The following is a 24569-nucleotide window of genomic DNA, read 5'->3' as shown; positions in this document are numbered from 1 at the left end:
TTCAGTCCGCTTGAAACCCGCAATCAGTTGTGGTTACCAATCAGGCCATCCGTCGCGGCTCGTTTACCAGCGTCAAGCAGTTGGTCCAACGCATCGACCATTTCGTCACCGCGTACAACACGAACTGCCAGCCGTTTCGCTGGACTGCCACTGCGGACTCGATTCTCGAGAAGTTGCATCGACTTTGTTCACGTATTAGCGGGACAGGACACTATTGATCCGGCAATAAAATGTTGAAACTTTGAGCGCAGCACATGGTCGGAAGTAGTATGGAAAAAATCGACTCCCGAACCTTGCCGATGGCGGCACTGAATGAACGCCGTCGCCGCGCGGTGAAGATGCGCATCGAAGGCGTAGCGTTGAAAGAAGTGGCGCTGCGTTGCGAGATGTCGCCCACGACGGTGATTGCGGCCTGCAAGGCGTACGAGGCGGGCGGCTGGCGTGCCGTGGATGTCGGGCCTCGCGGTCGTCCGTCGGGTACCGGACGCAGCCTGAGCGCAGATCAGGAGCGGGTCGTGCAGAAAATCATCCGGGACCGCACACCTGACCAGTTGAAAATGCCTTATGCCCTGTGGACCCGTCAGAGCGTGGCCGAAGTGATCGAACAACGGTTCGGCATCCGTGTGCCGGTTCGTACGATGGGGCTGTATCTGTCGCGCTGGGGCTTCACCCCGCAAAAGCCATTGAAGAAGGCTTATGAGCAATCGCCGGCGGCGATCAGGAAGTGGCTCGATGAAGACTATCCTGCCATTGCGCAGCGGGCCCAGGCTGAAGGAGCCGAAGTCCACTGGGGCGATGAAACCGGACTGCGCTCCGACGATGTTCGGGGCCGCAGTTACGCGCCCACGGGAAAGACACCGGTGCTCAAGGTGGCGAGGTTCAAAGCTGCGTTACACATTGGGAGGCACCTTGAGTGCCAGGCGATAATGGTGCCCCCATTTTTCCTCTGCGGCATCCATGACTCAAAACACCCGATCTGGCGTCGGCAGACTGAGCGACGACAAACGCAAAGCGATTGCACTTCAGGCCCTCACGCGCACCGAACCCATCAGTGTGCTGGCTGAGCGTAACGGCGTGAGCCGCCCGACGGTCTACCGACAGATCGGCACGGCCAGTGTAGCGCTGGATGAAGCCTTTGATACCACGCGGGCAGCCGACGCAGATCAGGTGCTTTTCATGCTGCCGGTCACCCGCCAATGGCTCGATCAGGTCATCGTGGCGCTCACGATGGTGGGCCACGTTTCGTTTCGCAGTACCCTTGAACTCATGCACGACCTGCTCGGCGTCTCGACCAGCCTGGGCACGATTCACACCGTTCTTCAGCGGGCCGCAAAGCAGGCCATCGCCATCAACGCCGGTATCGATCTCTCACCCATCCGGGTCGGTCTGCACGACGAACTCTTTCAGGGTTCCCAACCCGTGCTCGCCGGTATCGATGTCGCCTCGACCTATTGCTATCTGCTCGCCCCCGAAGCCCATCGCGACGGCGACACCTGGGCCATCCATCTGCTGGACCTGCAGGCACAGGGCCTCGATCCTGAGCACACGATCGCCGATGCGGGAACCGGTCTGCGTGCCGGGCAAAAAATGGCCTGGCCCGATACGCCGTGTCACGGCGACGTATTCCACATCATCCAGCACGGTAAATCACTAGCGACGCTCTGGCATCGTGTCGCCAGTGGCGCTCGCACCGGGCGCGAGCAGCTCGAAGCGCGTCTGGCCAATCCCCGTCGACGTGGTGAGGATAGCCTCCTCGAAGCCGCGCTGGAAACGCTTCGGCGCAATGAAGCCCATGCGCACGAGCTGGCTGCCGACCTGCGCACCCTGGTTCAGTGGCTCGAACGTGACATCCTGTCACTGGCTGGGCCGGACCTCGCGACGCGTCAACGGCTGTTCGATTTCGTGGTTGCCGAACTGCAGCAACGTGAAGCACGGGACCTGTCACGTACAGGGGCATACCGGCGTGCCCTTCAGAACCAGCGCGACGGCCTGCTCGCTTTCGCGGGCCTGCTCGACACAAAACTCGACGCCATTGCACGAACGCACAACGTGGCGCGCCATCTCGTGCGCGAGGTCTGCATGCTGCATCGCAAGTCCGAAACGTCGAGTGCGTTCTGGCAAGGGTGGAATCGCCTGCTAGCCCGCATCGGCCGCCCGTTTCACGGCGTCTACGCCGCCGTATCCGGGGCGCTGCATAGCACACCACGCAGCAGCTCGCTGGTCGAAAATCTCAACTCGCGACTGCGCGTCTACCTGACCAACCGGCGTCATCTGAAGGGCGGGCGGGCCTGGCTTGGTCTGCTGCAGTTTGTCTTCAACCATCGCCGCTTTGCCCGCAGCCGATGCCCTGAGCGAACTGGAAAGAGCCCGAGGGAACTGATGAGCCGCAAGCCTCACGATCACTGGCTGACGCTGCTCGGATTCGGCCCACTCCAGCCTCAGCGAACCTGATATCGGCAGGTCGTCGCCGGCCTCCATTTGAACCGCACTCCTTATTATTCCTGCTTTCTTACGCAGGCTGCTTCCGCTCGTCTGTGTAACGCAAAAATCGCGCTTTTTGAACCACGCCAAAATTCGCTACCCAATTTTAACGTGGGCCTTACTGCAACAGAACCCCATACCACGCTGCGGTCCCAGTATGGCTTGCCCGATGCCGTCACGGCACCGGCCTCGCCAAGCCGACGTATCACTTCTCCGAGGCTCAGGCGCTCCAGCCCGACCCACTCGAAGATCGCTTTCACAGTGGCTGCTTGCGGCAGTTCGATAACGTACCGGGCTGGCGTCCCGTCGAGCTGTCTTCGGATATAGCGGTAGCCGTAAGGCGTCCCTGATAGCACATTGACGGTACCGCTTTCGCGCCGTGAAGCTTGCCGCGGCGGTGACGCTCTGCGATTTTTGCCCGCTCGTACTCCGCTATCATGCCCTGCATCTGCAGCAGCAGTGATTCTTCCGGCGTCGTGCCAATTGCATGATTGAGAAACACGATCTGTACGCCGCACGAGGAGAATTCCTCCATCAACAGGGCCTGGTGCGCATATTTGCGCGCCAGGCGGTCTGGCGCGAGGATGTACAGCCGATCGACCGTCCCGAGCGCGGCAGCGTCGCGCAGGCGCTCCAATTGCGGCCTGACCAACGACACCGCGCTCGAACAGCAGTTCTTCAATATCACGCCGGCTAAGCTGGAACCGGAAATACCACCGAACCGCGAGACTAATGATTGCCGCCGGGAACCGGTGGCCGTGATAAAGCGATTTTCCTTTCTTCATCGTGACATCTTACGTGACTACCTCGCCAACGTGACAGTGCCCCGTCCTGTTCAATCGATAAGGTATCGAAATCTATAAGGATTTTTTCGACCACGCTACCTATTTGCACCGGAGCCAGTTCACACACGACCTGCTGGAAAACGAAATTTCAGGGGAAGCTCACTCTGCAATTCCAAATAATGGGGCGCACCGACGCAACTTTAGTCAAGGTATGCAATGCCTCAAATAAATTTGATAGAGAAACAGGATGGATCGATGGCATCATGTTGTCGACCGTGATTGAATGAGAACATTTAGAGAAATGCTGTTTATACGTCCCGGGGGTGGTCGCTGACATCGGCGAGGACGTTGTGAAGAATAGTTCACGGGCGACCCGAAAGACCTCCGCTCTTTGCAGCATTTTGGAAATCCTAAGTACGAGTACAGGGAGTACGAGTAAGAAAGCGCAGCGCCATCAAAAACAGACACGTTCGCCGATTAGCATCACCGCGAGGAGATCGATGCACTGGGCGCCCCGCTGAGCAAGCTCGAGTGCACATCGAGTTCGCGGCGCTGGCATCGACGGTCGATACGATTGCGCCGCGACCGGTGAGCACCTAGATCCTATGTGCAGGGGGCGATAGGCTGATCGGTAGAATCAGCCTGTCGGGATGGAGCTGCTTATGGGAGAGCGTCATGCGCACACACGGAACGGATTGGGTCAACGCGACGGACGCGGTGCTGGCTGTATCGGTTGAACTGGCGGCGGCCAAGTGGAAGGTCGCGCTGCATGACGGATGTCGCGAGAGTCCGTCGATTCACGCGGTCGCGCAAACGGACCCGGCTGCCCGCCTGCAGGCGGTGCTGACGCTGATTGCAACACAAAGGCAGGCATGGCACTGCCGCACAATACACGGGTCGTCGTGAGCTACGAAGCCGGCCAGGACGCATTCTGGATCTGCCGGGTCCTGCAGGCTGTTGATTTTGCGTCCCGTGTAAAAGGGGGGGAAGGCGTTATGGATATCGTGTTCATGAGATGGGGCGATGAGTGCGATGCGCGGGATTGATGAGATGCAGGACTCGCTGTTTACGACGGTCAAACTGGAAGACTTCGTCCCTGCTGATCACCCGTTGCGACCGATCCGGCTGTTGGTGAATGACGCATTGAAGCGGCTCAACGGGTTTTTGTTCAGCGTGATCTATGCGGACAGAGGCCGGGCGTCGATTGCACCCGAGAAACTGCTGCGTGCGCTGCTGTTGCAAGTGTTACTCGGTGCGCAGCGAGCGCATGCTGATGGAACAGATGCGTTACAACCTGCTGTTCCGCTGGTTCATCGGGCTGGCGATCGAGCCCCGTGTGGGGCCACTCGGTGTTCTCGAAGAAACCGCGACCGGCTGCTGGAGCATGAAGTCGTGGAAGCGTTTTTCACTGAAGTCATGAGTCTGACCGACCAACGTGGCCTGCTTTCCAGGGAGCATTTCTCGGTGGACGGCACGCTGATTCAGGCACGGGCCAGTCACAAGAGCTCCCGTGCAAAGGACGGTTCGGACAATGGGCCGCCAGCAAGCGGCGGAGGCAATGCCGACACGGACTGGAAAGGCAAGCGGCGCAGCAACGATACGCATGAGTCGAGCAGGGATACGGACGGACGTCTGTTCAAGAGAACGAGTCCAGTCACCCTGTGCTACCACGGCCACATCCTGATGGCGAACCGCTCCGGGCTGTCGATCGTCGCTATGGTCAGTCATGCGCGCGCGGTCGCCCGGGGCGCGCTTCGTCATGCAGACCAGCAAGACCCTGCACGACAAAACGCTTTTTCCGTACATCAGGGCCTCGGCCAGCGATCGACGGTGGTAGCCGGTTGCCTGCTTCCATTCACGTTTGCTGCGTTGTGCGAGCGAATCGATGGCGGCATTGCGCCATGCCGCGCCGGGCGTGCTCTCTGGCTACCGCGTCGCGCCCTCATGCGGCGGGACAGACGGGGCAGCGCCGCGCGCCGCAATCCGTGCATGGCACGCCTTCGTGTCGTAAGCGCCGTCGCCACCGATGGTGTCGGTTGCCGCGTCAGCGGGAATCTGGTCGAGCAAATCAGGCAACACTTCGCCATCGCCTTCGTCTTGATGAGTCATCAGTGCGGCGCAGATTTGTCCAGTGTTCGGGTCCATCGCCCTATGCACCTTGCGCCAGGTGCGACGCTTGGACCGGCCATGCTTGCGCACCTTCCACTCGCCTTCGCCATAGACCTTCAGTACGGTGCTGTCGAACACGAGGTGCAAAGGTTCTTTGGGACGTTGCGCCGGCGGCGCTACCTTGAGGGTCTGCGCGCGACGGCTCAACGTTGTGTAGCTCGGCACGGGCAGGCTTGGGAAGGCAAGTTTGCGCAGACTCTGAGCGAAGCCTTGCAGTGCGCGCAGCGGCAGATGAAAGACCTGCTTGAGTTCGAGCAGCCTCTGCACGAGCGCATCCGCATAGACGGACGGTCGGCCCCGGGTGCGTACCTCGAATTTCGGTCCTGCAGCGAAAAGATCGGAGTCAATCCACATCGTTACATCCCCTCGAGCGATGAGCCCCGCGTTGCATTGCGCCCGGTTCTTGACGCGGCACTTGCCCTTGAGCTCGCCTTGCGAGTTGGCAGTATCCCTGCGAATCTTCCCGGCAAAAATCGAGAATGTACGCAGGAACCCGAATCGTTAACAGAGGCACGGCAGCCGATGCTGCGCGTATACGTCAGCACATGCACAGTGGCCCGGATTTATGCAACAACGCCCATGAGGCCGCGACCGGCTCATCGACAGCAATTGCTCCCGTGGGCGGATCGAGACCGATACGGTCAGCACGCACGGCAGTCAGCACTTCGAGAATTTCTTCGATTCGTGCACGATCGTCCAAGCCCGGGCGAGTTTTGCGATGACGTTGATGGCGGTCAGCTACGACCTATTGATTCGGCAATAAAATGTTGAAACTTTGAGCGCAGCACATGGTCGGAAGTAATGTGGAAAAAATCGACTCCCGAACCTTGCCGATGGCGGCACTGAATGAACGCCGTCGCCGCGCGGTGAAGATGCGCATCGAAGGCGTAGCGTTGAAAGAAGTGGCGCTGCGTTGCGAGATGTCGCCCACGACGGTGATTGCGGCCTGCAAGGCGTACGAGGCGGGCGGCTGGCGTGCCGTGGATGTCGGACCTCGCGGTCGTCCGTCGGGGACCGGACGCAGCCTGAGCGCAGATCAGGAGCGGGTCGTGCAGAAAATCATCCAGGACGCACACCTGACCAGTTGAAAATGCCTTATGCCCTGTGGACCCGTCAGAGCGTGGCCGAAGTGATCGAACAACGGTTCGGCATCCGTGTGCCGGTTCGTACGATGGGGCTGTATCTGTCGCGCTGGGGCTTCACCCCGCAAAAGCCATTGAAGAAGGCTTATGAGCAATCGCCGGCGGCGATCAGGAAGTGGCTCGATGAAGACTATCCTGCCATTGCGCAGCGGGCCCAGGCTGAAGGAGCCGAAGTCCACTGGGGCGATGAAACCGGACTGCGCTCCGACGATGTTCGGGGCCGCGGTTACGCGCCCGCGGGCAAGACGCCGGTGCTCAAGGTCAACGCAAAGCGAGCCGGCCTGTCGGTGATTTCCACCGTGACGAACAAAGGACAGATGCGCTGGAAGATCTTCGACGGTGCGCTGAACACCGGCATCCTGATTGACTTCATGCGACGACTGATTACCGGGGCGAAGAAAAAGCTCTTCCTGATCCTGGGCAATCTGCGTGTCCATCACGGCAAGGCCGTGATGGCCTGGCTGGACAGGCACCGCGACCGGATCGAGGTGTTCTATCTGCCCTGCTACAGCCCTGAGCTCAATCCCAACGAGCTGGCCAACGCCGACCTCAAGCAAAGCGTCACACCGCGGGCGCCAACGCGTACCAGGCTGCAACTGGTCAAGGCCACCGCGCACCATTACAGGGTTGTGCAGAAGCAACCCGAACGCATCCGGCGATACTTCCAGCATGATCCTGTCCGTTATGCGGCTTGATTTCAACATTTTATTGCCGGATCAATAAGCGGAAGAATTCACTGAAAACCGCGGGTTATTCGAAGTCCCCGATGGTGGCACTTGCAATGATCAGTGTGTAGTGGACGTGTGTGCCGACGCCCGGAGCTGCATGCGCATCAACGAGGAGGAGCGCAATGTTTTTGACATATTACTTTCCTTTGGTCGCGTCGTCGTCCGTGCAGGATCTGCCGGACGGTTTTCTCAGCAAGGTGCGCGACGGGGATATTCAACGGGCGGTCGCGCAGGCGAGCCGCTGGCGGGAGATAGCGCGAGGTCTCGAAGACTCGCCCGAGCTGCTGCGCCTGCATGCCGACATGCAGATCACTCTCGGCGTCTTCGAGGAGGCTGAAGAGCAATATCACTACGCGCAGAAGGCAATCCGCTCGTCGCGCCAGGCGATCCGCGTGGCGTCGTGCCGCAACGCTGGCTGGCAGGCGCTGTTCCGTCACCGGCCTGCTACGGCGCTGACATGCTTCGCACGACTCCTCGAGGAACCGCACGTTAGCGCGGCGCAACAGGTTGAGGCGCAGCTCGGCATCGTGGGCACGTTGCAGGAGTTCGGCCGCTCGCGAGATTCGAGCGATGCACTCGACAAACTCGCAGCCGCTATTAGGGAACCATTGCTTGGTCACTGGCGCGAGATTGTTGTCACTTTGCGTTTCGACCTCGCCGTGCAGCGCGAACTACGCGGCGCCGCATTGCTGAGCGACCACGCGTACTGGCAATCGGGCCTCGGCGCCCACCCGCTGCGCGCTGAGGACGTAGCCGGTGGTTTCGGCCTGGAAGCGTCGGCGAGCAACGAGGCCGATCTTCATGAGGTCGAGGCATTGGACGTCTGTACGCCGCTGTTGAGGCAACGTGTCGACTATTTGCGTCGGTTGCGCGCGCTTGCGGGTGGGGAACGCGCAGCGCTCGACGCCATTTTCGCGCATCTTAAATGGGCCCAGCAGCGCGGTTTCGACGGCTATCTGCGCACCACGCGGCTCGAAGCGGTACTGGCCGCGCTCACGTCCGACGCGCCGCAGTCAGCCGAGATGCTGCTCGAACCGTTGCGTCAAATCGACCATGCGACGTCGACTGGACGTCGGCAGCTTGAGTATTTGTACGCAGTTGCGAAGACGCATCAGTCGCTCGGGCGCAGCCGCGAAGCAATGCGGAACTTCGGCCGTTACGCGCTGATCGCCGCGCAGTGCCTGCGCGACGATGCGCAAGCGTTGGTATGGTACGCGGGCAACGCGGCACGGCAGGCGCCACAACTGGATGATGTCGCCACGCGCCTGCCCGCGCGTTATCGGCGCGCGTATCGCTATTTGCAGGAAAACCTCGACAGACGCGATCTCTCGGTGCGTGAAGTGGCGGCGGAGATCGGCGTGACTCAGCGTGCGTTGCAAAGCGCTTTCAGGCATTCGCTGGGCCTTTCGCCAACCGAGCTGATTCGCCGACTGCGGATGGAACGGATTCGCGGGGAACTGCTCGACGATTCTCTCAATGGCGAGCGGACGGTATTGGCCACGGCCAACAAGTGGGGTGTGCAGAATCGCTCAACGCTCCTGAACAACTATCGCAAGCAGTTCCATGAGGCGCCTTCGGAGACGCTCCGGCGCTGACGAGGCTTCGCCGCAAACGGAGATGGTGTCGCTGGGCTCTGACGTGATGGATGACTCCGGCCCTTAGGGGTATCGCATATGTCAAAGGGAGAAGTCGTGTGACTTCCACGGCAATAAGCACTAGTCATGAAGATAGCGTGTAGTTCGATGCGCCGAGCGTCGCGACGAACAGCTCCGCCTCGCGGATCTCGCCGGTGTGCGGATCAACGATACCGAGCCTGTTACCCGAGTAGTCGATGAACGGATCTGATAATCATATAGCCGGCCCCACGCCGTTGTGGTGAAGCGGCGGGCGTAGAGTTGAGGTTGCGAGACCCACTTGACCACAGGAGGCCGGCATGGACAAGTTTAGCGGAATCGACCTGCACTCGAATAACAGCGTGGTTGTGGTCAGCGACGAAACTGACCGTGTTCTCTACCAGCGGAGGTTACCGAACGATCCCGTCCAGATTCGCGCAGCACTGGCACCCCACCGTGCAGATCTCGTGGGAGTGGTTATTGAAGCAACGTTCAACTGGTACTGGGTTGTGGATGAGTTGATGAGCGACGGCTACCGGGTGCATCTGGCCAACCCTGCAGCGATCCGGCAGTATGATGGCCTGAAATACAGCGGTGACTTCACCGATGCGATCCATCTCGCGCAACTGCTTCGTCTCGGGCTTTTGCCCGAAGGGTACATCTATCCGGTGGAGCAACGTCCGCTGCGCGACCTTGCGCGCAAACGGATGCAACTGGTTCAGTGCCGTACGGCGCAGATCCTCGCGATTGAAAACCTGTTCGCACGTCATAGTGGTGGACAGATCGAGAGTGAGCGGGTCAAGCAACTGGATGAGGCGCAGGTCAACGAATTTGGTTCCCGATGTGACGCTTGCGATGCAAGCCAATCTGACGATCATGCTGACCTTGCAGAAGGAGATTCGGGTCATCGAGAAGCGACTCATGGAACAGGTGAAGTTGGACCCGGATTATGCATTACTGAACTCAGTGCCGGGTATTGGTCCGGTTCTCGCTACCACCATCATGCTGGAGACCGGAACCATCTCGCGCTTCAATGATCTTCCTTTTGGGCACTTTGATGCCGTCGGCCCGCGAGGGTCCGCCTTCTTTAGCGTGTCCCACCCGATAGGTGGGGGCGTTCATTCCATTTGTCGCTACACCGGACGCAATCATTGTCGCCCCCCATCCATGCCGGCCTCCTGTGCATCAAGTGGGTCTCGCAACCTCAACTCTACGCCCGCCGCTTCACCACAACGGCGTGGGGTCGGCTATATGATTACCAGAACCGAAAACAGTTCGCTTGCGCTGCCGTCATTTCGCTATGCGCGAGACAGGTCCTGTGACTGTGGGTCAGCATGATTTTGTCCGAGTGATCTCGCTGACACACAGCGCGCTTCTGACGGCGCGCCGCTGCGGGTCGCCCTGCCTTCGGGTAGCGGGAGAGGAAGACATGAGAATCGACAGTACAAACGGCACATCCAACGACGCGTCCTTTTCGCCTGAACAGGACAATGAGGCTACTACTGCCCAGGAGGGCGTAGCCCGGCGCCGGGCACACTCAGCTGGCGACGACGTGCTTGCCCCGTTGCGCCGCCGGACCGATTTCGGCCACGTGGAGGGCGTATTGAGACCTGTGCAGTCTTGGGTGCCTGGTCAGTCACGTCCTACGACGCCACCTGCCCAGCCTCCCAGCCCCGGACTTGCTTTGCCGTCCAGGCTGCAGCACAGTCCGGGACTGGACGCGCTCACCCATGAGCAGGAGAGGACGTTGGTTGCCGCCTGGCAGGCTCCTGTGCCGTCACATGCCGGGTTGCGTCGGGAGCCGCAATCCGACCGCTTGTCCACCGGGGCCACGTCACCATCTTTGCCCCCTAACACATCAAGCCCCGATGCGGCCGCGCAAACTTCCGCAACTGCGCACGCCCCGACCGGCTCGGCTGGTCTGCTAGCCCTAGGCTATACCAAGGAGCAGCTTCGAAAGCTCAAACCGGAAAATTCCAGTGAAATTGCGAAGTATCACGATCAGCTGACGGAACATGGGTTCACCCATGCCGAAATCTGCCAGATCAGTAACCGGCGGCAGTCGCTGAAGGTCGTGGCCCGAGACTACCAAGCCCTAGTTGCTGCGCTCCCCGGCTTGGAACGCAGTCACATCGTGACCATCGCCCGGCAGAGGTCGGGAAACCTTGCGCTGGAGGCACTGCTGTGGACAGCAGCAGATCTGGCGGCGGAGCCCCTTAGGCTGGATGTCTCGCAGATTGCAGGAATTGCTCAATACGGCGAGCGACCCGCCATCCTGCTGGTACATAAGCTGCGGGAGGAGTTCACGCGTCCGCCGCTGAATCTTACGCCGCAGCAAGTGGTGGCGATCGCCAGCAACGGGGGTGGCAAACAGGCGCTGGAGGCGGTCAAGGCGCTCCTCCCCAGGTTGGGTAAGCCACCCTATGGCCTAGGCACAGAACAGGTGGTGGCGATCGCCAGCAACAATGGTGGCAAGCAGGCGCTGGAGGCGGTCAAGGTGCTGCTCCCGGAATTGTGCCAGCCGCCCTACAACCTGAGCGCCGGGCAGGTGGTGGCGATCGCCAGCAACAATGGTGGCAAGCAGGCGCTGGAGGCGGTCAAGGCGCTGCTCCCCCAGTTGCGTGAGCAACCCTATGGCCTGAGCACCGCACAGACGGTGGCGGCCGCCAGCAACATTGGTGGCAAACAGGCGCTGGAGGCGGTCAAGGCGCTCCTCCCCAGGTTGGGTAAGCCACCCTATGGCCTAGGCACAGAACAGGTGGTGGCGATCGCCAGCAACGGAGGTGGCAAGCAGGCGCTGGAGGCAGTCAAGGCGCTGCTCCCGGAATTGTGCCAGCCGCCCTACAACCTGAGCGCCGGGCAGGTGGTGGCGATCGCCAGCAACATCGGTGGCAAGCAGGCCATGGAGGCAGTCAAGGCGCTGCTCCCCCAGTTGCGTGAGCCACCCTATGGCTTGGGCACAGAACAGGTGGTGGCGATCGCCAGCAACGGGGGCGGCAAGCAGGCGCTGGAGGCGGTCAAGGCGCTCCTCCCCAGGTTGGATAAGCCACCCTATGGCCTAGGCACAGAACAGGTGGTGGCGATCGCCAGCAACAATGGTGGCAAGCAGGCGCTGGAGGCGGTCAAGGTGCTGCTCCCGGAATTGTGCCAGCCGCCCTACAACCTGAGCGCCGGGCAGGTGGTGGCGATCGCCAGCAACAATGGTGGCAAGCAGGCGCTGGAGGCGGTCAAGGTGCTGCTCCCGGAATTGTGCCAGCCGCCCTACAACCTGAGCGCCGCACAGGTGGTGGCGATCGCCAGCAATGATGGCGGCAAGCAGGCGCTGGAGGCGGTCAAGGTGCTGCTCCCGGAATTGTGCCAGCCGCCCTACAACCTGAGCGCCGCACAGGTGGTGGCGATCGCCAGCAATGATGGCGGCAAGCAGGCGCTGGAGGCGGTCAAGGTGCTGCTCCCGGAATTGTGCCAGCCGCCCTGCAACCTGAGCGCCGGGCAGGTGGTGGCGATCGCCAGCAACGGGGGCGGCAAGCAGGCGCTGGAGGCGGTCAAGGCGCTCCTCCCCAGGTTGGATAAGCCACCCTATGGCCTAGGCACAGAACAGGTGGTGGCGATCGCCAGCAACAATGGTGGCAAGCAGGCGCTGGAGGCGGTCAAGGTGCTGCTCCCGGAATTGTGCCAGCCGCCCTACAACCTGAGCGCCGGGCAGGTGGTGGCGATCGCCAGCAACAATGGTGGCAAGCAGGCGCTGGAGGCGGTCAAGGTGCTGCTCCCGGAATTGTGCCAGCCGCCCTACAACCTGAGCGCCGCACAGGTGGTGGCGATCGCCAGCAATGATGGCGGCAAGCAGGCGCTGGAGGCGGTCAAGGTGCTGCTCCCGGAATTGTGCCAGCCGCCCTACAACCTGAGCGCCGCACAGGTGGTGGCGATCGCCAGCAATGATGGCGGCAAGCAGGCGCTGGAGGCGGTCAAGGTGCTGCTCCCGGAATTGTGCCAGCCGCCCTGCAACCTGAGCGCCGGGCAGGTGGTGGCGATCGCCAGCAACATTGGTGGCAAGCAGGCGCTGGAGGCAGTCAAGGCGCTGCACCCCCAGTTGCGTGAGCCACCCTATGGCCTAGGCACAGAACAGGTGGTGGCGATCGCCAGTAACGGAGGTGGCAAGCAGGCGCTGGAGGCGGTCAAGGCGCTGCTCCCCCAGTTGCGTGAGCCACCCTATGGCCTAAGCACAGAACAGGTGGTGGCGATCGCCAGTAACGGAGGTGGCAGGCAGGCGCTGGAGGCGGTCAAGGTGCTGCTACCGGAATTGTGCCAGCGGCCCCATGGTCTGAGCACCGGGCAGGCCGTCGCCCTAGCCTGCATCGGTGGTCGACCTGCGCTGGAGACAGCACGGCACACACAAGCGCCGATTCGGCGAATGCAAATCAGCCCGGCTTCCAACCCAGCACCCACGCCCACCAGGTATGGGCCAACGCCCGCGCAATGCGTAGCAGTCCTGCAGTTCTTCCACGACTATCTTCCACCTAGGTCATCGGCCTTCGCCGACGCCAAAGCCAAATTCCAAGTGTCAAGAGTCGATTTGCTCAGGCTGCTTGCCAGTCTCGGCGTGACCGAGGCTGAAGCGCTCAGCGGTACGCTGCCCGACGCAGGGCTGCGCTGGCAGCGTTTGCTCAACCGCCTGAACCTGCCGCCGCGGGCAGCTGCTGCGCAGCCTTCATCTGCCGGGGCCATGCAAGGTTTCGCCGAATCATTAGAGCGCTCGCTGGAATCCCCAAGCCCCGTTCGAAACTCTGCCTTGGCGCACCACGCAGCATCGACCGGGCCCGAAAACGCTGAAGGTTTCGACTTAGGCGGCTCAGGTACGCTCGAGGAGCTTTCAGCAGCGGACTTGAACTGGCTACTGGAGCTGCTGGAGCGCCCTGCATATCCGCCTAGCGGCGGTTCCGGTGCAGCCCCCTTGCCCGGCACCTCCGCAAGTGATGACGACTGGCTAGACGAAATAGTGGTTGTGCCAACATCTCCTAGTGTTCTGTCCCAGAACTAACTTTCAACTGATTGCGGGTTTCAAGCAGACTGAAGGGGTGTCAATGGAAGATGCTGCCGATCGAAACGGATGCAAAGGGGCTGCCTGAAATCCACCACACCCGCATCTACCGGATCATGCGACGCTGGCAGGCTGACGGCAGCATCGACCGGGTCTTCGCGGGCTCGGTCGATCAACTGCATCGGGACCAGCTCCTCGACCTCGCGAACATCCATGGCGACGGCACGACCACAGCGGCAAAGAAAGGCGGCGACAACCTGGGCTACAGCGGGCACAAGCATCTGAAGGGCGACAAGGTGGTGGCCTTCTGCGATCGCAACTGCAACATCATCGCGCCATTCGTGACGGCGCCGGGCAATCGCAACGCATCACCCCTGCTGCGTGACGCGCTGCCCAAACCCACCGCCATTGCGCGCGCCATTGGTGCGAACCTGCAGGGCTCAACCGTCAGTCTGGATGGCGTCTACGACTGCCGCGAAAACCGCCGTGCGATCTTCAACCGCGGCATGAGGCCCAACATTCCCGAGAACCCGCGTGGGCGCGGTCGCAGACGGCATTTCGATGCGGCCATCTTCGAGGAGCGCTTCAGCACCATCGAGCGCGTGTTCGCCTGGGAGGACACCTTCCGCCGCCTGCTGCTGCGCTTCGAACGCATCAGTGCCGTGCACTACGCGCTCAAGACGCTCGCCTACACGATGATCAACCTGAGGCACTACTGCCGCAGCTGATCGCGGCCCTCAGGGCGGCTTGTCGCTACTTCGCCGGCGCATTGCGCCATGGCCGCGCGCGTCGTTACCATGTCGAGCACTTCGCAAATCAGACTTCCGCTTCGCGTTGCCAGTCTTGCCAACTCATGTATTTCATGAAACTATGGATCGAAGCCAGCTTCCTATATTTCAGGTGGGGGGCGGTGGATCAATCAATGCGGACGTATTCAGCCTTCATTCGTCAGAAATGGACTAAGAATTATCGCCGTTCACGCCTCGCAAGATGCATACGTGCTCAATATTAAATATTGCATAAAAAAAGTATCTGAAGAGCGGGGTTTTCTTAATGAGTTTTTCGATATAAGCAATGCCATCAGCAATCATCAAGTACTCGAGGGTCATGTAATACCCACATTACGTCAGAACACCCCACATACGTTAAATAATGAACTAATTGCCATTTTTTTGGGGTACGGTCGAACTAACGGGAAGTTTTTCGGCGAACAATGGTTAAACGCTCGCGAGAGGGGGACGCAAGATCGGATGAGAAATGCAATGGATCGGCTATCAAGCGCATACCCTGGCGCGACGCATTTCAAAGTCCCGGGATTTGTCTGTGAGGATTCTGCGGAGACCAGATCTCTTCTTGCGAATTACTCGAGGGAAGTAGGAGAAATCGAAGTGCAGTACGAGAAACTGTTGAAATCTCACCCACAGCTACCATCGAATCACGTCATCGCGACAGCATTTCTCAATTCACTTTTCGAGACACCTCGGCCAATTCCGCTAGAGCGGGAAGCATTTGTCATGAAACGGCGTAATGACGCCGGGGGTGATTGGGATGATCGTCTTAATGCCGCCAGTTGGAAGTGGTGTTAAACGCAAATTCGAGCGGCCTCAAGAATGCGTTTTTTTGGATTTTGCAACCAACTGATTGCGGGTTTCAAGCGGACTGAAGTTGCATTTGATCAGTAGGACATATGTTTCATGAAATGCGGGAGTTGGCAAGACGGGCGGCGCGAAGCGGTAGTCGGATTTGCGAGGTGATCGACATGGCATCGACGCGCGGGGCCGCGACGCAATGCGCCGGCGACGTGACGACAGGCGGCCCAGAGGGCCGCGATCAGCTGCCGCAGTAGTGCCGCAGGTTGATCATCGTATAGGCCAGCGTCTTGAGCGCGTAGTGTACGTCGCTGATGCGCTCGAGGCGCAGCAGCAGGCGGCGGAACGTATCCTCCCAGGCGAACACGCGCTCGATGGTGCTGAAGCGCTCCTCGAAGATGGCCGCATCGAAATGACGCTTGCGGCCGCGTTTGTTCTGTTTGCGGTTGCGCAGATTCTCTGGGATGTTGGGCCTCATGCCGCGGTTGAAGATCGCACGGCGGTTTTCGCGGCAGTCGTAGACGCCATCCAGACTGACGGTTGAGCCCTGCAGGTCCGCACCAATGGCACGCGCCATGGCGGTAAGTTTTGGCAGCGCGTCACGCAGCAGGGGCGATTCGTTGCGGTTGCCCGGCGCACTCACGAACGGCGCGATGATGTTGCATTTGCGATCGCAGAAGGCCACCACCTTGTCGCCCTTGAGGTGCTTGTGCCCGCTGTAGCCCAGGTTGTCGCCGCCTTTCTTCGCTGCCGTCGCCGTGGATGGTCGAGAGGTCCAGGCGCTGGTCCTGATGCAGTTGATCAACCGAGCCCGCAAAGACCCGGTCGATGCTGCCGTCGGCCTGCCAGCGCCGCATGATCCGGTAGATGCGGGTGTGGTGGATTTCAGGCAGCCCCAGTGCATTCGTTTCGATGGGCAGCATCTTCCACTGGCAACCCATGTACAGCGCCTTCAGGACATAGTTGAACATCTTCTGTAGCGGCAACGTCGGTGGCGGACCGCGCCGGCCCCGGCCCAGATGCGGCAAGATAAATTGCTCGAACTGCTCAACCGTCAATTTCGTGGGAATCGCCTGTCGGCCATGGTTTGCAGCCATTCTCGCATCCGCAAAGCCTTGACTTTAACCGCTCCGGCCTCGCCAACCCCGCTGTCACTGACCGGCATATTCGAGCCATTCCGGGATCGGCGTAATCGAGCCAACGGATGATCGCCGCAATCGAGCCAGTGCATGATCGGTGCAATCGGGCCACTCGATGATCGGCATATTGGAGCCACCGCAGGATCGGCGTAATCGAGCCACGTAGCGGGCTCAATATTCTGTCGGGTGGCAGCCCGAAACGCATTTCGAATGGTTCTGTTGCAGTAAGGCCCACGTTAAAATTGGGTAGCGAATTTTTGAGCTGTGCGATGAAGAAGACAAAGACACCGCGAACCACACTCGCGCCGGGCCTGGCCAAGGTCCTGAAGCGCCTTCACTACCCGCTTGAAGTGATTTTGCTGTGCGTGCGATGGTACGTGGCCTATTCGCTGAGTTTGCGCAATCTTGCGGAAATGATGGGCGAGCGTGGTATCGCGGTAGATCATTCGACGGTGTACCGCTGGGTCATCAAACTGCTGCCGCTCTTCGAAAGGAGCTTGCGCAAGCACAAGCGTCCGGTTGGGAAAAGCTGGCGAATGGACGAGAGCTATATCAAGATCAAAGGCGAGTGGAAATATCTTTACCGGGCAGTGGACAAGGCGGGCGACACGGTCGACTTCCTGCTCAGGGCCAGGCGGGACAAGGTCGCTGCCCGGCGGTTCTTTGAAAAGGCGATCGCCCATAATGGTACGCCAGAGACCGTGACCATCGACAAAAGCGGCTCCAATCTGGCCGCACTGGATGCGGTGAATGCCGATTGCGAGACGCCGATCAAGGTCCGTCAGATCAAGTACCTGAACAACATTGTCGAACAGGACCATCGGGCTATCAAACGCCGGACCCGGCCGATGCTGGGATTCAAGAACTTCCACCGTGCGAGGGTCATTCTCGGCGGCATCGAGGTAATGCACATGATCAGGAAAGGACAGATGAAATGTGCGGGCAAAGACCCGTCGTCTGCTTCCCAGCAGTTTTACTCCCTTTTGTCATAAGCAATACTTATCATATCGACATCTCTCGTCCCGACACCCTTACTGCAACAGAACCTTTTCTTTCGTGCTTCGGCCCGATCCGTCAGCACTTCGCGCTATCAAGACATCAGATGAATGCCGCTCGTCATCGCGCTATCCTGAAAGAACGTCTCGCAACATGGCGTGGCTGGACCGTCTCAGACCCGGTTGAGATGGTTGACTGATAAGGATTACTATGCATGTGCCGAGACATTGACCTACAGCACCCAACTTGACAACGCCCCTGCCCGCTGTAGACCAGATCATTTGTCAAATGGGACGAGGCCATGTATAAGCGTGCTGCCTTTACCTGAAAGCCAAAAATCACAACACTATTTGTAATCCGGGAGGCGGCCACATAAGACCTTCCTTAGCTTCCTTGTTGCGACAGTACCGCAACCAGTTGGAAGCCTTACCTCCGTGCGCCATTGAAAACCGCTTCGCGAACTTGACAGAGCCGATGAAACAAACCTCCGCGCGACTTCGTGGTCAGACTGACAACAGTAAGATTAGTTGCGGTTGCCGCCGAAAATGCCGAGCAGCGCAAGCAGGTTGACGAACACGTTATACAGATCCAGGTAGATCGCTAGCGTCGCGGTGATGTAGTTCGTCTCACCGCCGTTCACGACGCGCTGCACGTCGAACATGATGTAGGCGGAAAAGATCACGATTGCCATGACCGAGACCGTCAGCATCAGTGCCGGCAGTTGCAGGAACACGTTCGCGACCGAAGCCAGCAGGATCACGATCACGCCCATGAAGAGCCACTTGCCGAGGCCCGAGAAGTCGCGTTTGCTGACCGTGGCAATGGTCGCCATGGCCGCGAAGATCACACCAGTGCCACCAAACGCGAGCATGATCAGCGACGGGCCGTTCGAGAAGCCGAGCACGAAAGCGAGGATGCGCGACAGCATCAGCCCCATGAAGAACGTGAAGCCGAGCAGTACGAATACGCCGACGGCACTGTCTTTGGTGCGCTGGATCGCGAACATGAAGCCGAAGGCGATCGCGAAGAACGCCAGCATGCTCATGGCGGGGCTGGTGGCGGCGAACAGCGAGAAGCCGGTGGCAAGGCCCACCCAGGCGCCGAGCACGGTCGGGATCATCGACAGCGCGAGCAGCCAGTAGGTATTCCGAAGTACGCGCTTGCCAGCTGTGAGCGCGCTCACAGCACTATCTCGGCCAAAGCTATAATTACGGTCGTTCACTGCTTCACCTTGACTGGTTGCGGGTTTCGGGGGGATTTCAGCGGTCGTCCCTTGACGGTGCCAATGATGCATGAAGGGCCCTGCATGCATCATTGGCACGGCGAAGTGAGGGCCCGAGGGGCGAAGTGCTCGAGATGGGCTTTGTCCGGATGGGTACAAGTTCCCGTGCCATGGACGCGACTATGCATTTTTGACGCAAACGCGTTTGCCGAAGGCGTTCCACCGGTTCAGCAGGTTGGCGATGATGATGCCTTCGCCTTCCTGCGACGCAAGCTCCTGCGTCAGCAGGCGCTCGCCGATGCAGCGCTTGATGCGCGAGATCTGTGCCTCGACCAGCGAGCGCACACCGTAGCCGTATTTCTTGTGAAATGCATAGATGCCTTTGTCCTCGATCTGGTCATGCCGGCGGGCTCGCTCCTCGCCGTGTACGACAGCGTGAGCTGGCGGTGGGATGACGGGGCGTTGTCAAGTTGGGTACTGTAGTTCAATGTCTCGGCACATGCATAGTAATCCTTATTAGTCAACCATCTCAACCGGGTCTGAGACGGTCCAGCCATGCCATGTTGCGAGACGTTCTTTCAGGATAGCGCGATGACGAGCGGCGTTCATCTGATGTCTTGATAGCGCGAAGTGCTGACGGATCTGGCCGAAGCACGAAAGAAAAGCCTGCGTGCGATGGGTTCTGTTGCAGTAAGGCCCACGTTAAAATTGGGTAGCGAATTTTTGAGCTGTGCGATGAAGAAGACGAAGACACCGCGAACCACACTCGCGCCGGGCCTGGCCAAGGTCCTGAAGCGCCTTCACTACCCGCTTGAAGTGATTTTGCTGTGCGTGCGATGGTACGTGGCCTATTCGCTGAGTTTGCGCAATCTTGCGGAAATGATGGACGAGCGTGGTATCGCGGTGGATCATTCGACGGTGTACCGCTGGGTCATCAAACTGCTGCCGCTCTTCGAAAGGAGCTTGCGCAAGCACAAGCGTCCGGTTGGGAAAAGCTGGCGAATGGACGAGAGCTATATCAAGATCAACGGTGAGTGGAAATATCTTTACCGGGCAGTGGACAAGGCGGGCGACACGGTCGACTTCCTGCTCAGGGCCAGGCGGGACAAGGTCGCTGCCCGGCGGTTCTTTGAAAAGGCGATCGCCCATAATGGTACGCCAGAGACCGTTCGCGGGTCGGCTAATGAGTGTTTTCGGCCCGGTTATTGACCCGCGCGCTGGCTTTGACAAAGACGTGCTTGACGCAAGCCAGTGCGGGAATCTCGGCTTTCGCCGCCCGATAGCTGCGCAGCTGGTCAGTAACGATCCTGCGCGGTGCCTCAGAGCACGCGGCAAGCACGCGCTTCAAAAACCGCTTCGTTGCTGCCTTGTCGCGGTGCTTCTGTAGCAGGATATCGAGTTCAGCACCGTGTTGATCGACGGCGCGCCACAACAGGTAAGGCTCACCGCGCAACGTCACAAATACTTCGTCAAGGTGCCATGTGGTGCCGGGCTTGCGACGCGACGCTTTCACACGGTGTGCGAAGCACGCGCCGAACTTATCGCACCAGCGTCGTACCGTTTCGTAGCTGACGATAACCCCGCGCTCGAACAGCAGCTCTTCGATATCTGAGCTGGAACCTGAAATACCAACGCACCGCGCAACTGATAACCGATACGGGAAAGCGATGAGAGTTAAAGTCAAATCTGGTGTATGCGGTCTCGGCGTAATCAGGCGGCTAGCGATTGCTGAGCCGGTGTGCTGTCGGTCACCGGTTCTCCATCCTTGAACGTCATCCCGTCAAGCATCGAAGTGAGCTTTTCCGGGGCGCGGATGCGCCGCCACGATTCTTCGGCCGACTCGATCAGCTTGAACGCCAGCCCGAGGAACGTCGCGCGCGATACACAGTTGCGCGTGCGTTTCGTGCGATGGCGCACCGTCGCAAAGGTCGATTCAATCGGGTTCGTGGTGCGCAGATGCTGCCAGTGTTCAGCCGCGAAATCGTAAAACGCGAGCAGCTCGTCACGATCTTCCGTCAGCTTTTCGGCGACCTTCGGGTACTTTGCCGAGTACGCGTCGACGAAGTGATTGAATGCGGCCAGTGCATCAGCGCGCGTGGCCGCCATCCAGATGTCCTGCATCGCCTTCTTGCCTCGAGCCTGCTGCGATTTCGGCAGCGCATTGAGCACGTTACCCATCTTGTGAAACCAGCAGCGCTGATGCTTCGTCTGCGGGAACACTTCCTCCATCGCGGCCCAGAATCCCATCGCGCCATCGCCGCAGGCCAGCAGTGGCCCCGACGGCAGGCCGCGCTTCTTCAGATCGAGCAGCAGTTCGCTCCACGATGCCTTCGATTCCCGGTAGCCGTCACCGATGGCCACACGTTCCTTCGTCCCGTCCGGTTTGACGCCAATGATCACCAGCAGGCACTGGCCGTCGGAATCGTCGCTGCGCACACCGGTGTGAATGCCGTCGGCCCACCAGTAGACCCAGCGCGCCGACGACAGCTCACGCCGATTCCACTGCTCATGCTCATCGGCCCATTGGGCCTTCAGCCGGCTCACGACGTTCGGCGACATGCCGCTGACCTGGCCGCCCAGCATGATGCCCATGGCTTCGCTCATGTCGCCCGTCGAGATGCCTCGCAGGTACAGCCACGGCAGCGCTGCCGACACGCGCGCGGACTTGCGCACGTACGGCGGCACGATCGTCGAATTGAACCGGATGCCCGAGCCCGAACGATCCCGCACCTTCGGCACCTGAACCGTCACCGGACCGATCGCTGTGACGACCTCGCGCTCGGGCAGGTAGCCGTTGCGCACCACGGCACGCCGGCCGTCGATCGACTTCACGTTGCTGTACTGTTCGAGCATGGTCGCCAGTTCCACCTCGACTGCCTGCTGAATGATCTGCCGCGCGCCTTGCTGGATCAGCTCATCTAGCACGCTTTTCGTTTGCGCTTTACTGCTGTTCGCTTCTTGCGTAATCTTCTTCATGGTGGTCGGGTCCGGCCTTCTCGGGTTCGCTGGTTGTGCCTTTGACAAGCAACATTCTCGCTAGACCCCACCGCCTTCTCAAATTCCCGCCGCTCCCGCTGTACACCAGATTCGACAATAGCTCAAGCGATGACCGTGGTACAGCGATTTTGCATTTTTCATCATGCGATCTTACCCGACCATCTCGATAACGTGACAATGCCTCGCTACGCATTGGCACGCCAAATTTCGCGCGGCACATGAACGGCGTGATAAGGGGGCTACAGTGTCAGACATGGTGGCCCGCGTCGGGTTTGCCACGTCGAATCCGGGAGAGTCCGGTCGTGAGAAGCAAAGCCATTACAGCATTGTTGACGGTGGATGGACCGGCACGCTGCTGAGCTGACTTTAACCACCTTGAATCTTCCGTCTCAGCTCCCTGTACACCGGACCCAAGCGTATACCTCGTCAACCCGAGCTAACTTTGGACGTTTGGCATCCTCCTGGCGCACATCATCGTGGAATGAAAAATGTCCAGCAGCCGAATCGACAAGAGTACGGCGACATCATCTGACTCCAACGAGCCGTCCGGCCCCGAACCTACACATGGATCGCAGAGAACCGATACGCCGCGATCGGCACCGCTTCTCGATTGCCTTCCGCGGCGGACGCGTCACGACACCGCCTCCAGCTCGTCATCCGCCACACAATATCCTGATGCGGAGCGGCATCGGCGTGCCAGCCGCCTGCCGCGGGCTGCAATTTCAACCGCAAAACCGGCTGATGACCTGACCTACCTTTGCGTTCGACTTGAAACAACGCTTCAACTAGCTCCCCATTACTCCGACGACCCTGAAAAGAAATGTCGCTTTCTGGGGCGCGGGTTTGGTGACGTGAAAAATGCAATGTCGATCGCTCACGGCTCTTCAATCAATGTAGAAGAAAGAAGCCGCTCGATAATCGACGGGATCAAGGTGGCTTCGGATCTCCTGGACGCTGTATGGCAGACATTTTTTAAATTGCGAGGTGACGTCGATTGTTTGCGCCCAACGTTAAAGGACTTTCCTGAGGATATGGACGAGTTAATAAAAGTTCGCGGCGCGTTGGATAAATTCATGACGACGCTGGACGAGATGAATTCTCATCGAGAAGCACTCGAACTATTCGCGAATTCACTAATTGATGAAAAACTTCTCAAATCAGGTATTACCGCCCACGCGACTGATAAGATCGAAACAGTTCAACCGCGACTCCGCTCGGGGGCATCGCAACTGCTGGCTCCGGTAGGGAGAGCGGTCGCCTCGTTAAACAACTACTATCTGCGCACTTTTGCCTGGCCAGTCGATGTTCGTCGATCGCTCGGAACCATTGCATCAAGAGCCGCGCCAGTGTTCAACCTCCTTGATCAATACGGAGAGGCTGACACTATTGACAATGTAGAAGAGCAAGCCCAAAAAAAATCGCAGATATTATTTGAATTACTCAGCGCACTTAAGCTTCTGGAGCTAACCGCTAACCACTTCGCCGAAACGATCGCAGAGAACTGGAGCTCAGAGGACGCTGAGAAATGGAATGCAGCACTGCGATTCGCCGAACGACTTGGCGATTTTGTGTCGCCGGTGCAAGCCATCGTTCTGCCCATGCTGAAACGCTCGCAAAACGACAGAGGGGAGCCATCGCACCGGGCGGGACTGCACGGTGCGAGCGATGCACAGGAAGCATCAGGCGTTGAAACCATTCCACGGCGTCGCCGGTCGCGCCGCCGTACTCGTATTCAACTCCACGACGTCGAGCGGGGGCGCGCGGCGGACACGGCCGGACACTCGGAAATCCTCAAGCAGGCCACAGCTCTCCTGGACAAGAGCCAACGATTGCCGCCAGACGCCATGCGTTACCCTGCCAAGGACTTGCTCGCGCTTGCTCGCCGGGTCGGATTCGACACCAGCACGATCGACACGATAAGGCGAAACGAAAACGACCCGCTCGACGTTGCTGGCATAATTCGCGATTCGGTCGCATCATGGTTCGGTCGCGTCACCGACTTGGAGCGTGCGAATAGAATGCTCGCCGCACTACCTGAGAGTCCCCAGGTCGCGGAGTGCGCCAGTAAGGTTGTGCAGCGAGAGAGCCTTCTGGCTCACATAGAAGCTTGCGTGGATCAGCAAGAGGCGGATTTGATCAAACAGCACCGCTACCCTAAAGCCAGACATCTGAACCGCCTGTTCGATTTAGACGGGATCGCCCTGGTAGGGGTGCCGAAGAGGCTGCCTTCCAATTCTGACCGTGGCAATCAAGGCACGGTGTTTGAGTTGTGCGTTCAACCTCATCCGGTCTCTGACGGCGATAACGCCGCGCCGCTGTTCGTTCATGTACATACGCGACAGCCGGTGACGGCCGAGGGATGCCTTGCACTAGACATCAAGGATTTCAACGCCATTCACGTTAAAAGCGAGAGTCAAAAGAACCTAGGGAAACGGTGGGAAAGATTCCAACGGTCTCTGGGAAGAATGGAACCGACCGTACATCGGGGCCCGGTCGATGAAAAATTGTGGCGCAGATTGAAAGAGAAGGCAATGTCAAGCTGATGGGCTTTGTCCGGATGGGTACGAGTTCCCGTACTATGGACGCGACTATGCATTTTTGACGCAAACCGGTTTGCCGAAGGCGTTCCACCGGTTCAGCAGGTTGGCGATGATTACGCCTTCGCCTCCTGCG

16 protein-coding genes and 10 pseudogenes are annotated in these 24569 nt (G+C 59.5%); 16 read left to right on the top strand and 10 right to left on the bottom strand.

Going from position 1 to position 24569, the window contains the following annotated elements:
* Positions 1-29: 29 nt before the first annotated feature.
* From QFZ94_RS01200 to QFZ94_RS01190, 3 genes and pseudogenes are all read left to right on the top strand, one after another.
* Positions 30-218: pseudogene (locus tag QFZ94_RS01200) on the top strand (IS630 family transposase); the annotation flags it as partial.
* A 36-nt stretch (positions 219-254) separates the two neighbouring features.
* A pseudogene (locus QFZ94_RS01195) lies at positions 255-872 on the top strand (IS630 family transposase); the annotation flags it as partial.
* A gap of 85 nt (positions 873-957) precedes the next feature.
* Entirely contained in the window at positions 958-2451 is a 1494-nt protein-coding gene (locus tag QFZ94_RS01190; RefSeq protein ID WP_429455356.1) for a hypothetical protein, read from the top strand.
* A 286-nt stretch (positions 2452-2737) separates the two neighbouring features.
* Here QFZ94_RS01190 and QFZ94_RS01185 read toward each other — a convergent pair whose 3' ends face one another.
* Both QFZ94_RS01185 and QFZ94_RS01180 read right to left on the bottom strand, forming a co-directional pair.
* Positions 2738-3118, bottom strand: coding sequence for a recombinase family protein (locus QFZ94_RS01185; RefSeq protein ID WP_429455355.1), 381 nt, complete (start codon positions 3116-3118; stop codon positions 2738-2740).
* A 13-nt stretch (positions 3119-3131) separates the two neighbouring features.
* Positions 3132-3266, bottom strand: a pseudogene (locus QFZ94_RS01180) (IS6 family transposase); the annotation flags it as partial.
* A 675-nt stretch (positions 3267-3941) separates the two neighbouring features.
* Between QFZ94_RS01180 and QFZ94_RS01175 the strand changes: the two are divergent.
* The 3 genes and pseudogenes from QFZ94_RS01175 to QFZ94_RS01165 form a co-directional block, all read left to right on the top strand.
* Positions 3942-4172, top strand: coding sequence for a hypothetical protein (locus tag QFZ94_RS01175; RefSeq protein WP_429455354.1), 231 nt, complete (start codon positions 3942-3944; stop codon positions 4170-4172).
* Positions 4169-4312, top strand: a complete 144-nt coding sequence (locus QFZ94_RS01170) for a hypothetical protein (RefSeq protein ID WP_429455442.1) — start codon at positions 4169-4171, stop codon at positions 4310-4312. The genes QFZ94_RS01175 and QFZ94_RS01170 overlap by 4 nt, the downstream gene beginning before the upstream one ends.
* Positions 4308-4997: pseudogene (locus tag QFZ94_RS01165) on the top strand (IS5 family transposase); the annotation flags it as partial. The gene QFZ94_RS01170 and the pseudogene QFZ94_RS01165, both read left to right, overlap by 5 nt.
* Positions 4998-5048: 51 nt before the next feature.
* On the opposite strand, the pseudogene QFZ94_RS01160 reads toward QFZ94_RS01165, so the two are convergent.
* Positions 5049-5894 (bottom strand): annotated as a pseudogene (locus QFZ94_RS01160) (IS5 family transposase); the annotation flags it as partial.
* A 344-nt stretch (positions 5895-6238) separates the two neighbouring features.
* On the opposite strand from QFZ94_RS01160, the pseudogene QFZ94_RS01155 reads away from it, so the two are divergent.
* The 6 genes and pseudogenes from QFZ94_RS01155 (at position 6239) to QFZ94_RS01130 (ending at position 14681) form a co-directional block, all read left to right on the top strand.
* Positions 6239-7272, top strand: a pseudogene (locus tag QFZ94_RS01155) (IS630 family transposase).
* A gap of 155 nt (positions 7273-7427) precedes the next feature.
* Entirely contained in the window at positions 7428-8900 is a 1473-nt protein-coding gene (locus QFZ94_RS01150) for a helix-turn-helix domain-containing protein (protein WP_429455353.1), read from the top strand.
* 338 nt (positions 8901-9238) lie between these two features.
* Positions 9239-9955: an IS110 family transposase gene (locus QFZ94_RS01145; protein ID WP_429455352.1), complete on the top strand. Its 717-nt coding sequence runs from the start codon at positions 9239-9241 to the stop codon at positions 9953-9955.
* Positions 9840-10256 (top strand): transposase, encoded by a 417-nt coding sequence (locus tag QFZ94_RS01140; protein WP_429455350.1) that lies wholly within the window; start codon positions 9840-9842, stop codon positions 10254-10256. Before QFZ94_RS01145 ends, QFZ94_RS01140 begins: the two co-directional genes overlap by 116 nt.
* 478 nt (positions 10257-10734) lie before the next feature.
* The gene (locus QFZ94_RS01135; protein WP_429455348.1) at positions 10735-13953 is read left to right on the top strand and encodes an avrbs3 family type III effector protein; all 3219 of its coding nucleotides are present in this window, start codon (positions 10735-10737) and stop codon (positions 13951-13953) included.
* Between the two features lie 50 nt (positions 13954-14003).
* Complete coding sequence (locus QFZ94_RS01130; RefSeq protein WP_429455346.1) at positions 14004-14681, top strand: transposase; 678 nt, start codon at positions 14004-14006, stop codon at positions 14679-14681.
* A gap of 1102 nt (positions 14682-15783) precedes the next feature.
* Here QFZ94_RS01130 and QFZ94_RS01125 read toward each other — a convergent pair.
* Both QFZ94_RS01125 and QFZ94_RS01120 read right to left on the bottom strand, forming a co-directional pair.
* Positions 15784-16227, bottom strand: a complete 444-nt coding sequence (locus QFZ94_RS01125; RefSeq protein ID WP_429455344.1) for a transposase — start codon at positions 16225-16227, stop codon at positions 15784-15786.
* Positions 16142-16639 (bottom strand): transposase, encoded by a 498-nt coding sequence (locus tag QFZ94_RS01120; RefSeq protein ID WP_429455342.1) that lies wholly within the window; start codon positions 16637-16639, stop codon positions 16142-16144. The genes QFZ94_RS01125 and QFZ94_RS01120 overlap by 86 nt, the downstream gene beginning before the upstream one ends.
* A gap of 311 nt (positions 16640-16950) precedes the next feature.
* Between QFZ94_RS01120 and QFZ94_RS01115 the strand changes: the two genes are divergently transcribed.
* The gene (locus tag QFZ94_RS01115) at positions 16951-17673 is read left to right on the top strand and encodes an IS6 family transposase (RefSeq protein ID WP_429455340.1); all 723 of its coding nucleotides are present in this window, start codon (positions 16951-16953) and stop codon (positions 17671-17673) included.
* A 47-nt stretch (positions 17674-17720) separates the two neighbouring features.
* Positions 17721-17876, top strand: a pseudogene (locus QFZ94_RS01110) (IS6 family transposase); the annotation flags it as partial.
* Positions 17877-18200: 324 nt separating this feature from the next.
* Here QFZ94_RS01110 and QFZ94_RS01105 read toward each other — a convergent pair.
* The 3 genes and pseudogenes from QFZ94_RS01105 to QFZ94_RS01095 form a co-directional block, all read right to left on the bottom strand.
* On the bottom strand, positions 18201-18899 hold the full coding sequence (locus tag QFZ94_RS01105) for a Bax inhibitor-1/YccA family protein (RefSeq protein WP_429455339.1): 699 nt from the start codon (positions 18897-18899) through the stop codon (positions 18201-18203).
* A 180-nt stretch (positions 18900-19079) separates the two neighbouring features.
* The gene (locus tag QFZ94_RS01100) at positions 19080-19244 is read right to left on the bottom strand and encodes a transposase (RefSeq protein WP_429455337.1); all 165 of its coding nucleotides are present in this window, start codon (positions 19242-19244) and stop codon (positions 19080-19082) included.
* 171 nt (positions 19245-19415) lie between these two features.
* Positions 19416-19574, bottom strand: a pseudogene (locus QFZ94_RS01095) (IS6 family transposase); the annotation flags it as partial.
* 60 nt (positions 19575-19634) lie between these two features.
* Here QFZ94_RS01095 and QFZ94_RS01090 point away from each other — a divergent pair.
* Positions 19635-20069: pseudogene (locus QFZ94_RS01090) on the top strand (IS6 family transposase); the annotation flags it as partial.
* A gap of 13 nt (positions 20070-20082) precedes the next feature.
* Here QFZ94_RS01090 and QFZ94_RS01085 read toward each other — a convergent pair.
* Positions 20083-20548 (bottom strand): annotated as a pseudogene (locus QFZ94_RS01085) (IS6 family transposase); the annotation flags it as partial.
* A gap of 61 nt (positions 20549-20609) precedes the next feature.
* Entirely contained in the window at positions 20610-21875 is a 1266-nt protein-coding gene (locus tag QFZ94_RS01080; protein ID WP_429455335.1) for an IS256 family transposase, read from the bottom strand.
* 509 nt (positions 21876-22384) lie between these two features.
* Between QFZ94_RS01080 and QFZ94_RS01075 the strand changes: the two genes are divergently transcribed.
* Positions 22385-24439 carry a hypothetical protein gene (locus QFZ94_RS01075; RefSeq protein ID WP_429329579.1) on the top strand — a complete coding sequence of 685 codons (2055 nt, stop codon included), beginning with the start codon at positions 22385-22387 and terminating at the stop codon, positions 24437-24439.
* The last annotated feature ends 130 nt before the right edge of the window (positions 24440-24569 follow it).

This window comes from Paraburkholderia sp. JPY465 (assembly GCF_050436725.1).
In the GTDB taxonomy this organism is placed as follows: Bacteria; Pseudomonadota; Gammaproteobacteria; order Burkholderiales; family Burkholderiaceae; genus Paraburkholderia; species Paraburkholderia youngii.
The sequence above is the reverse complement of the archived record's forward strand: the minus strand, read 5'-3'. Positions and strand labels throughout refer to the sequence as shown.

Coding starts and splice junctions, on each gene's coding strand:
- QFZ94_RS01190 (WP_429455356.1), top strand. CDS start 958: ATGACTCAAAACACCCGATCTGGCGTCGGCAGACTGAGCGACGACAAA.
- QFZ94_RS01175 (WP_429455354.1), top strand. CDS start 3,942: ATGCGCACACACGGAACGGATTGGGTCAACGCGACGGACGCGGTGCTG.
- QFZ94_RS01150 (WP_429455353.1), top strand. CDS start 7,428: ATGTTTTTGACATATTACTTTCCTTTGGTCGCGTCGTCGTCCGTGCAG.
- QFZ94_RS01145 (WP_429455352.1), top strand. CDS start 9,239: ATGGACAAGTTTAGCGGAATCGACCTGCACTCGAATAACAGCGTGGTT.
- QFZ94_RS01140 (WP_429455350.1), top strand. CDS start 9,840: ATGGAACAGGTGAAGTTGGACCCGGATTATGCATTACTGAACTCAGTG.
- QFZ94_RS01130 (WP_429455346.1), top strand. CDS start 14,004: ATGCTGCCGATCGAAACGGATGCAAAGGGGCTGCCTGAAATCCACCAC.
- QFZ94_RS01120 (WP_429455342.1), bottom strand. CDS start 16,639: ATGGCTGCAAACCATGGCCGACAGGCGATTCCCACGAAATTGACGGTT.
- QFZ94_RS01115 (WP_429455340.1), top strand. CDS start 16,951: ATGAAGAAGACAAAGACACCGCGAACCACACTCGCGCCGGGCCTGGCC.
- QFZ94_RS01080 (WP_429455335.1), bottom strand. CDS start 21,875: ATGAAGAAGATTACGCAAGAAGCGAACAGCAGTAAAGCGCAAACGAAA.
- QFZ94_RS01075 (WP_429329579.1), top strand. CDS start 22,385: ATGTCCAGCAGCCGAATCGACAAGAGTACGGCGACATCATCTGACTCC.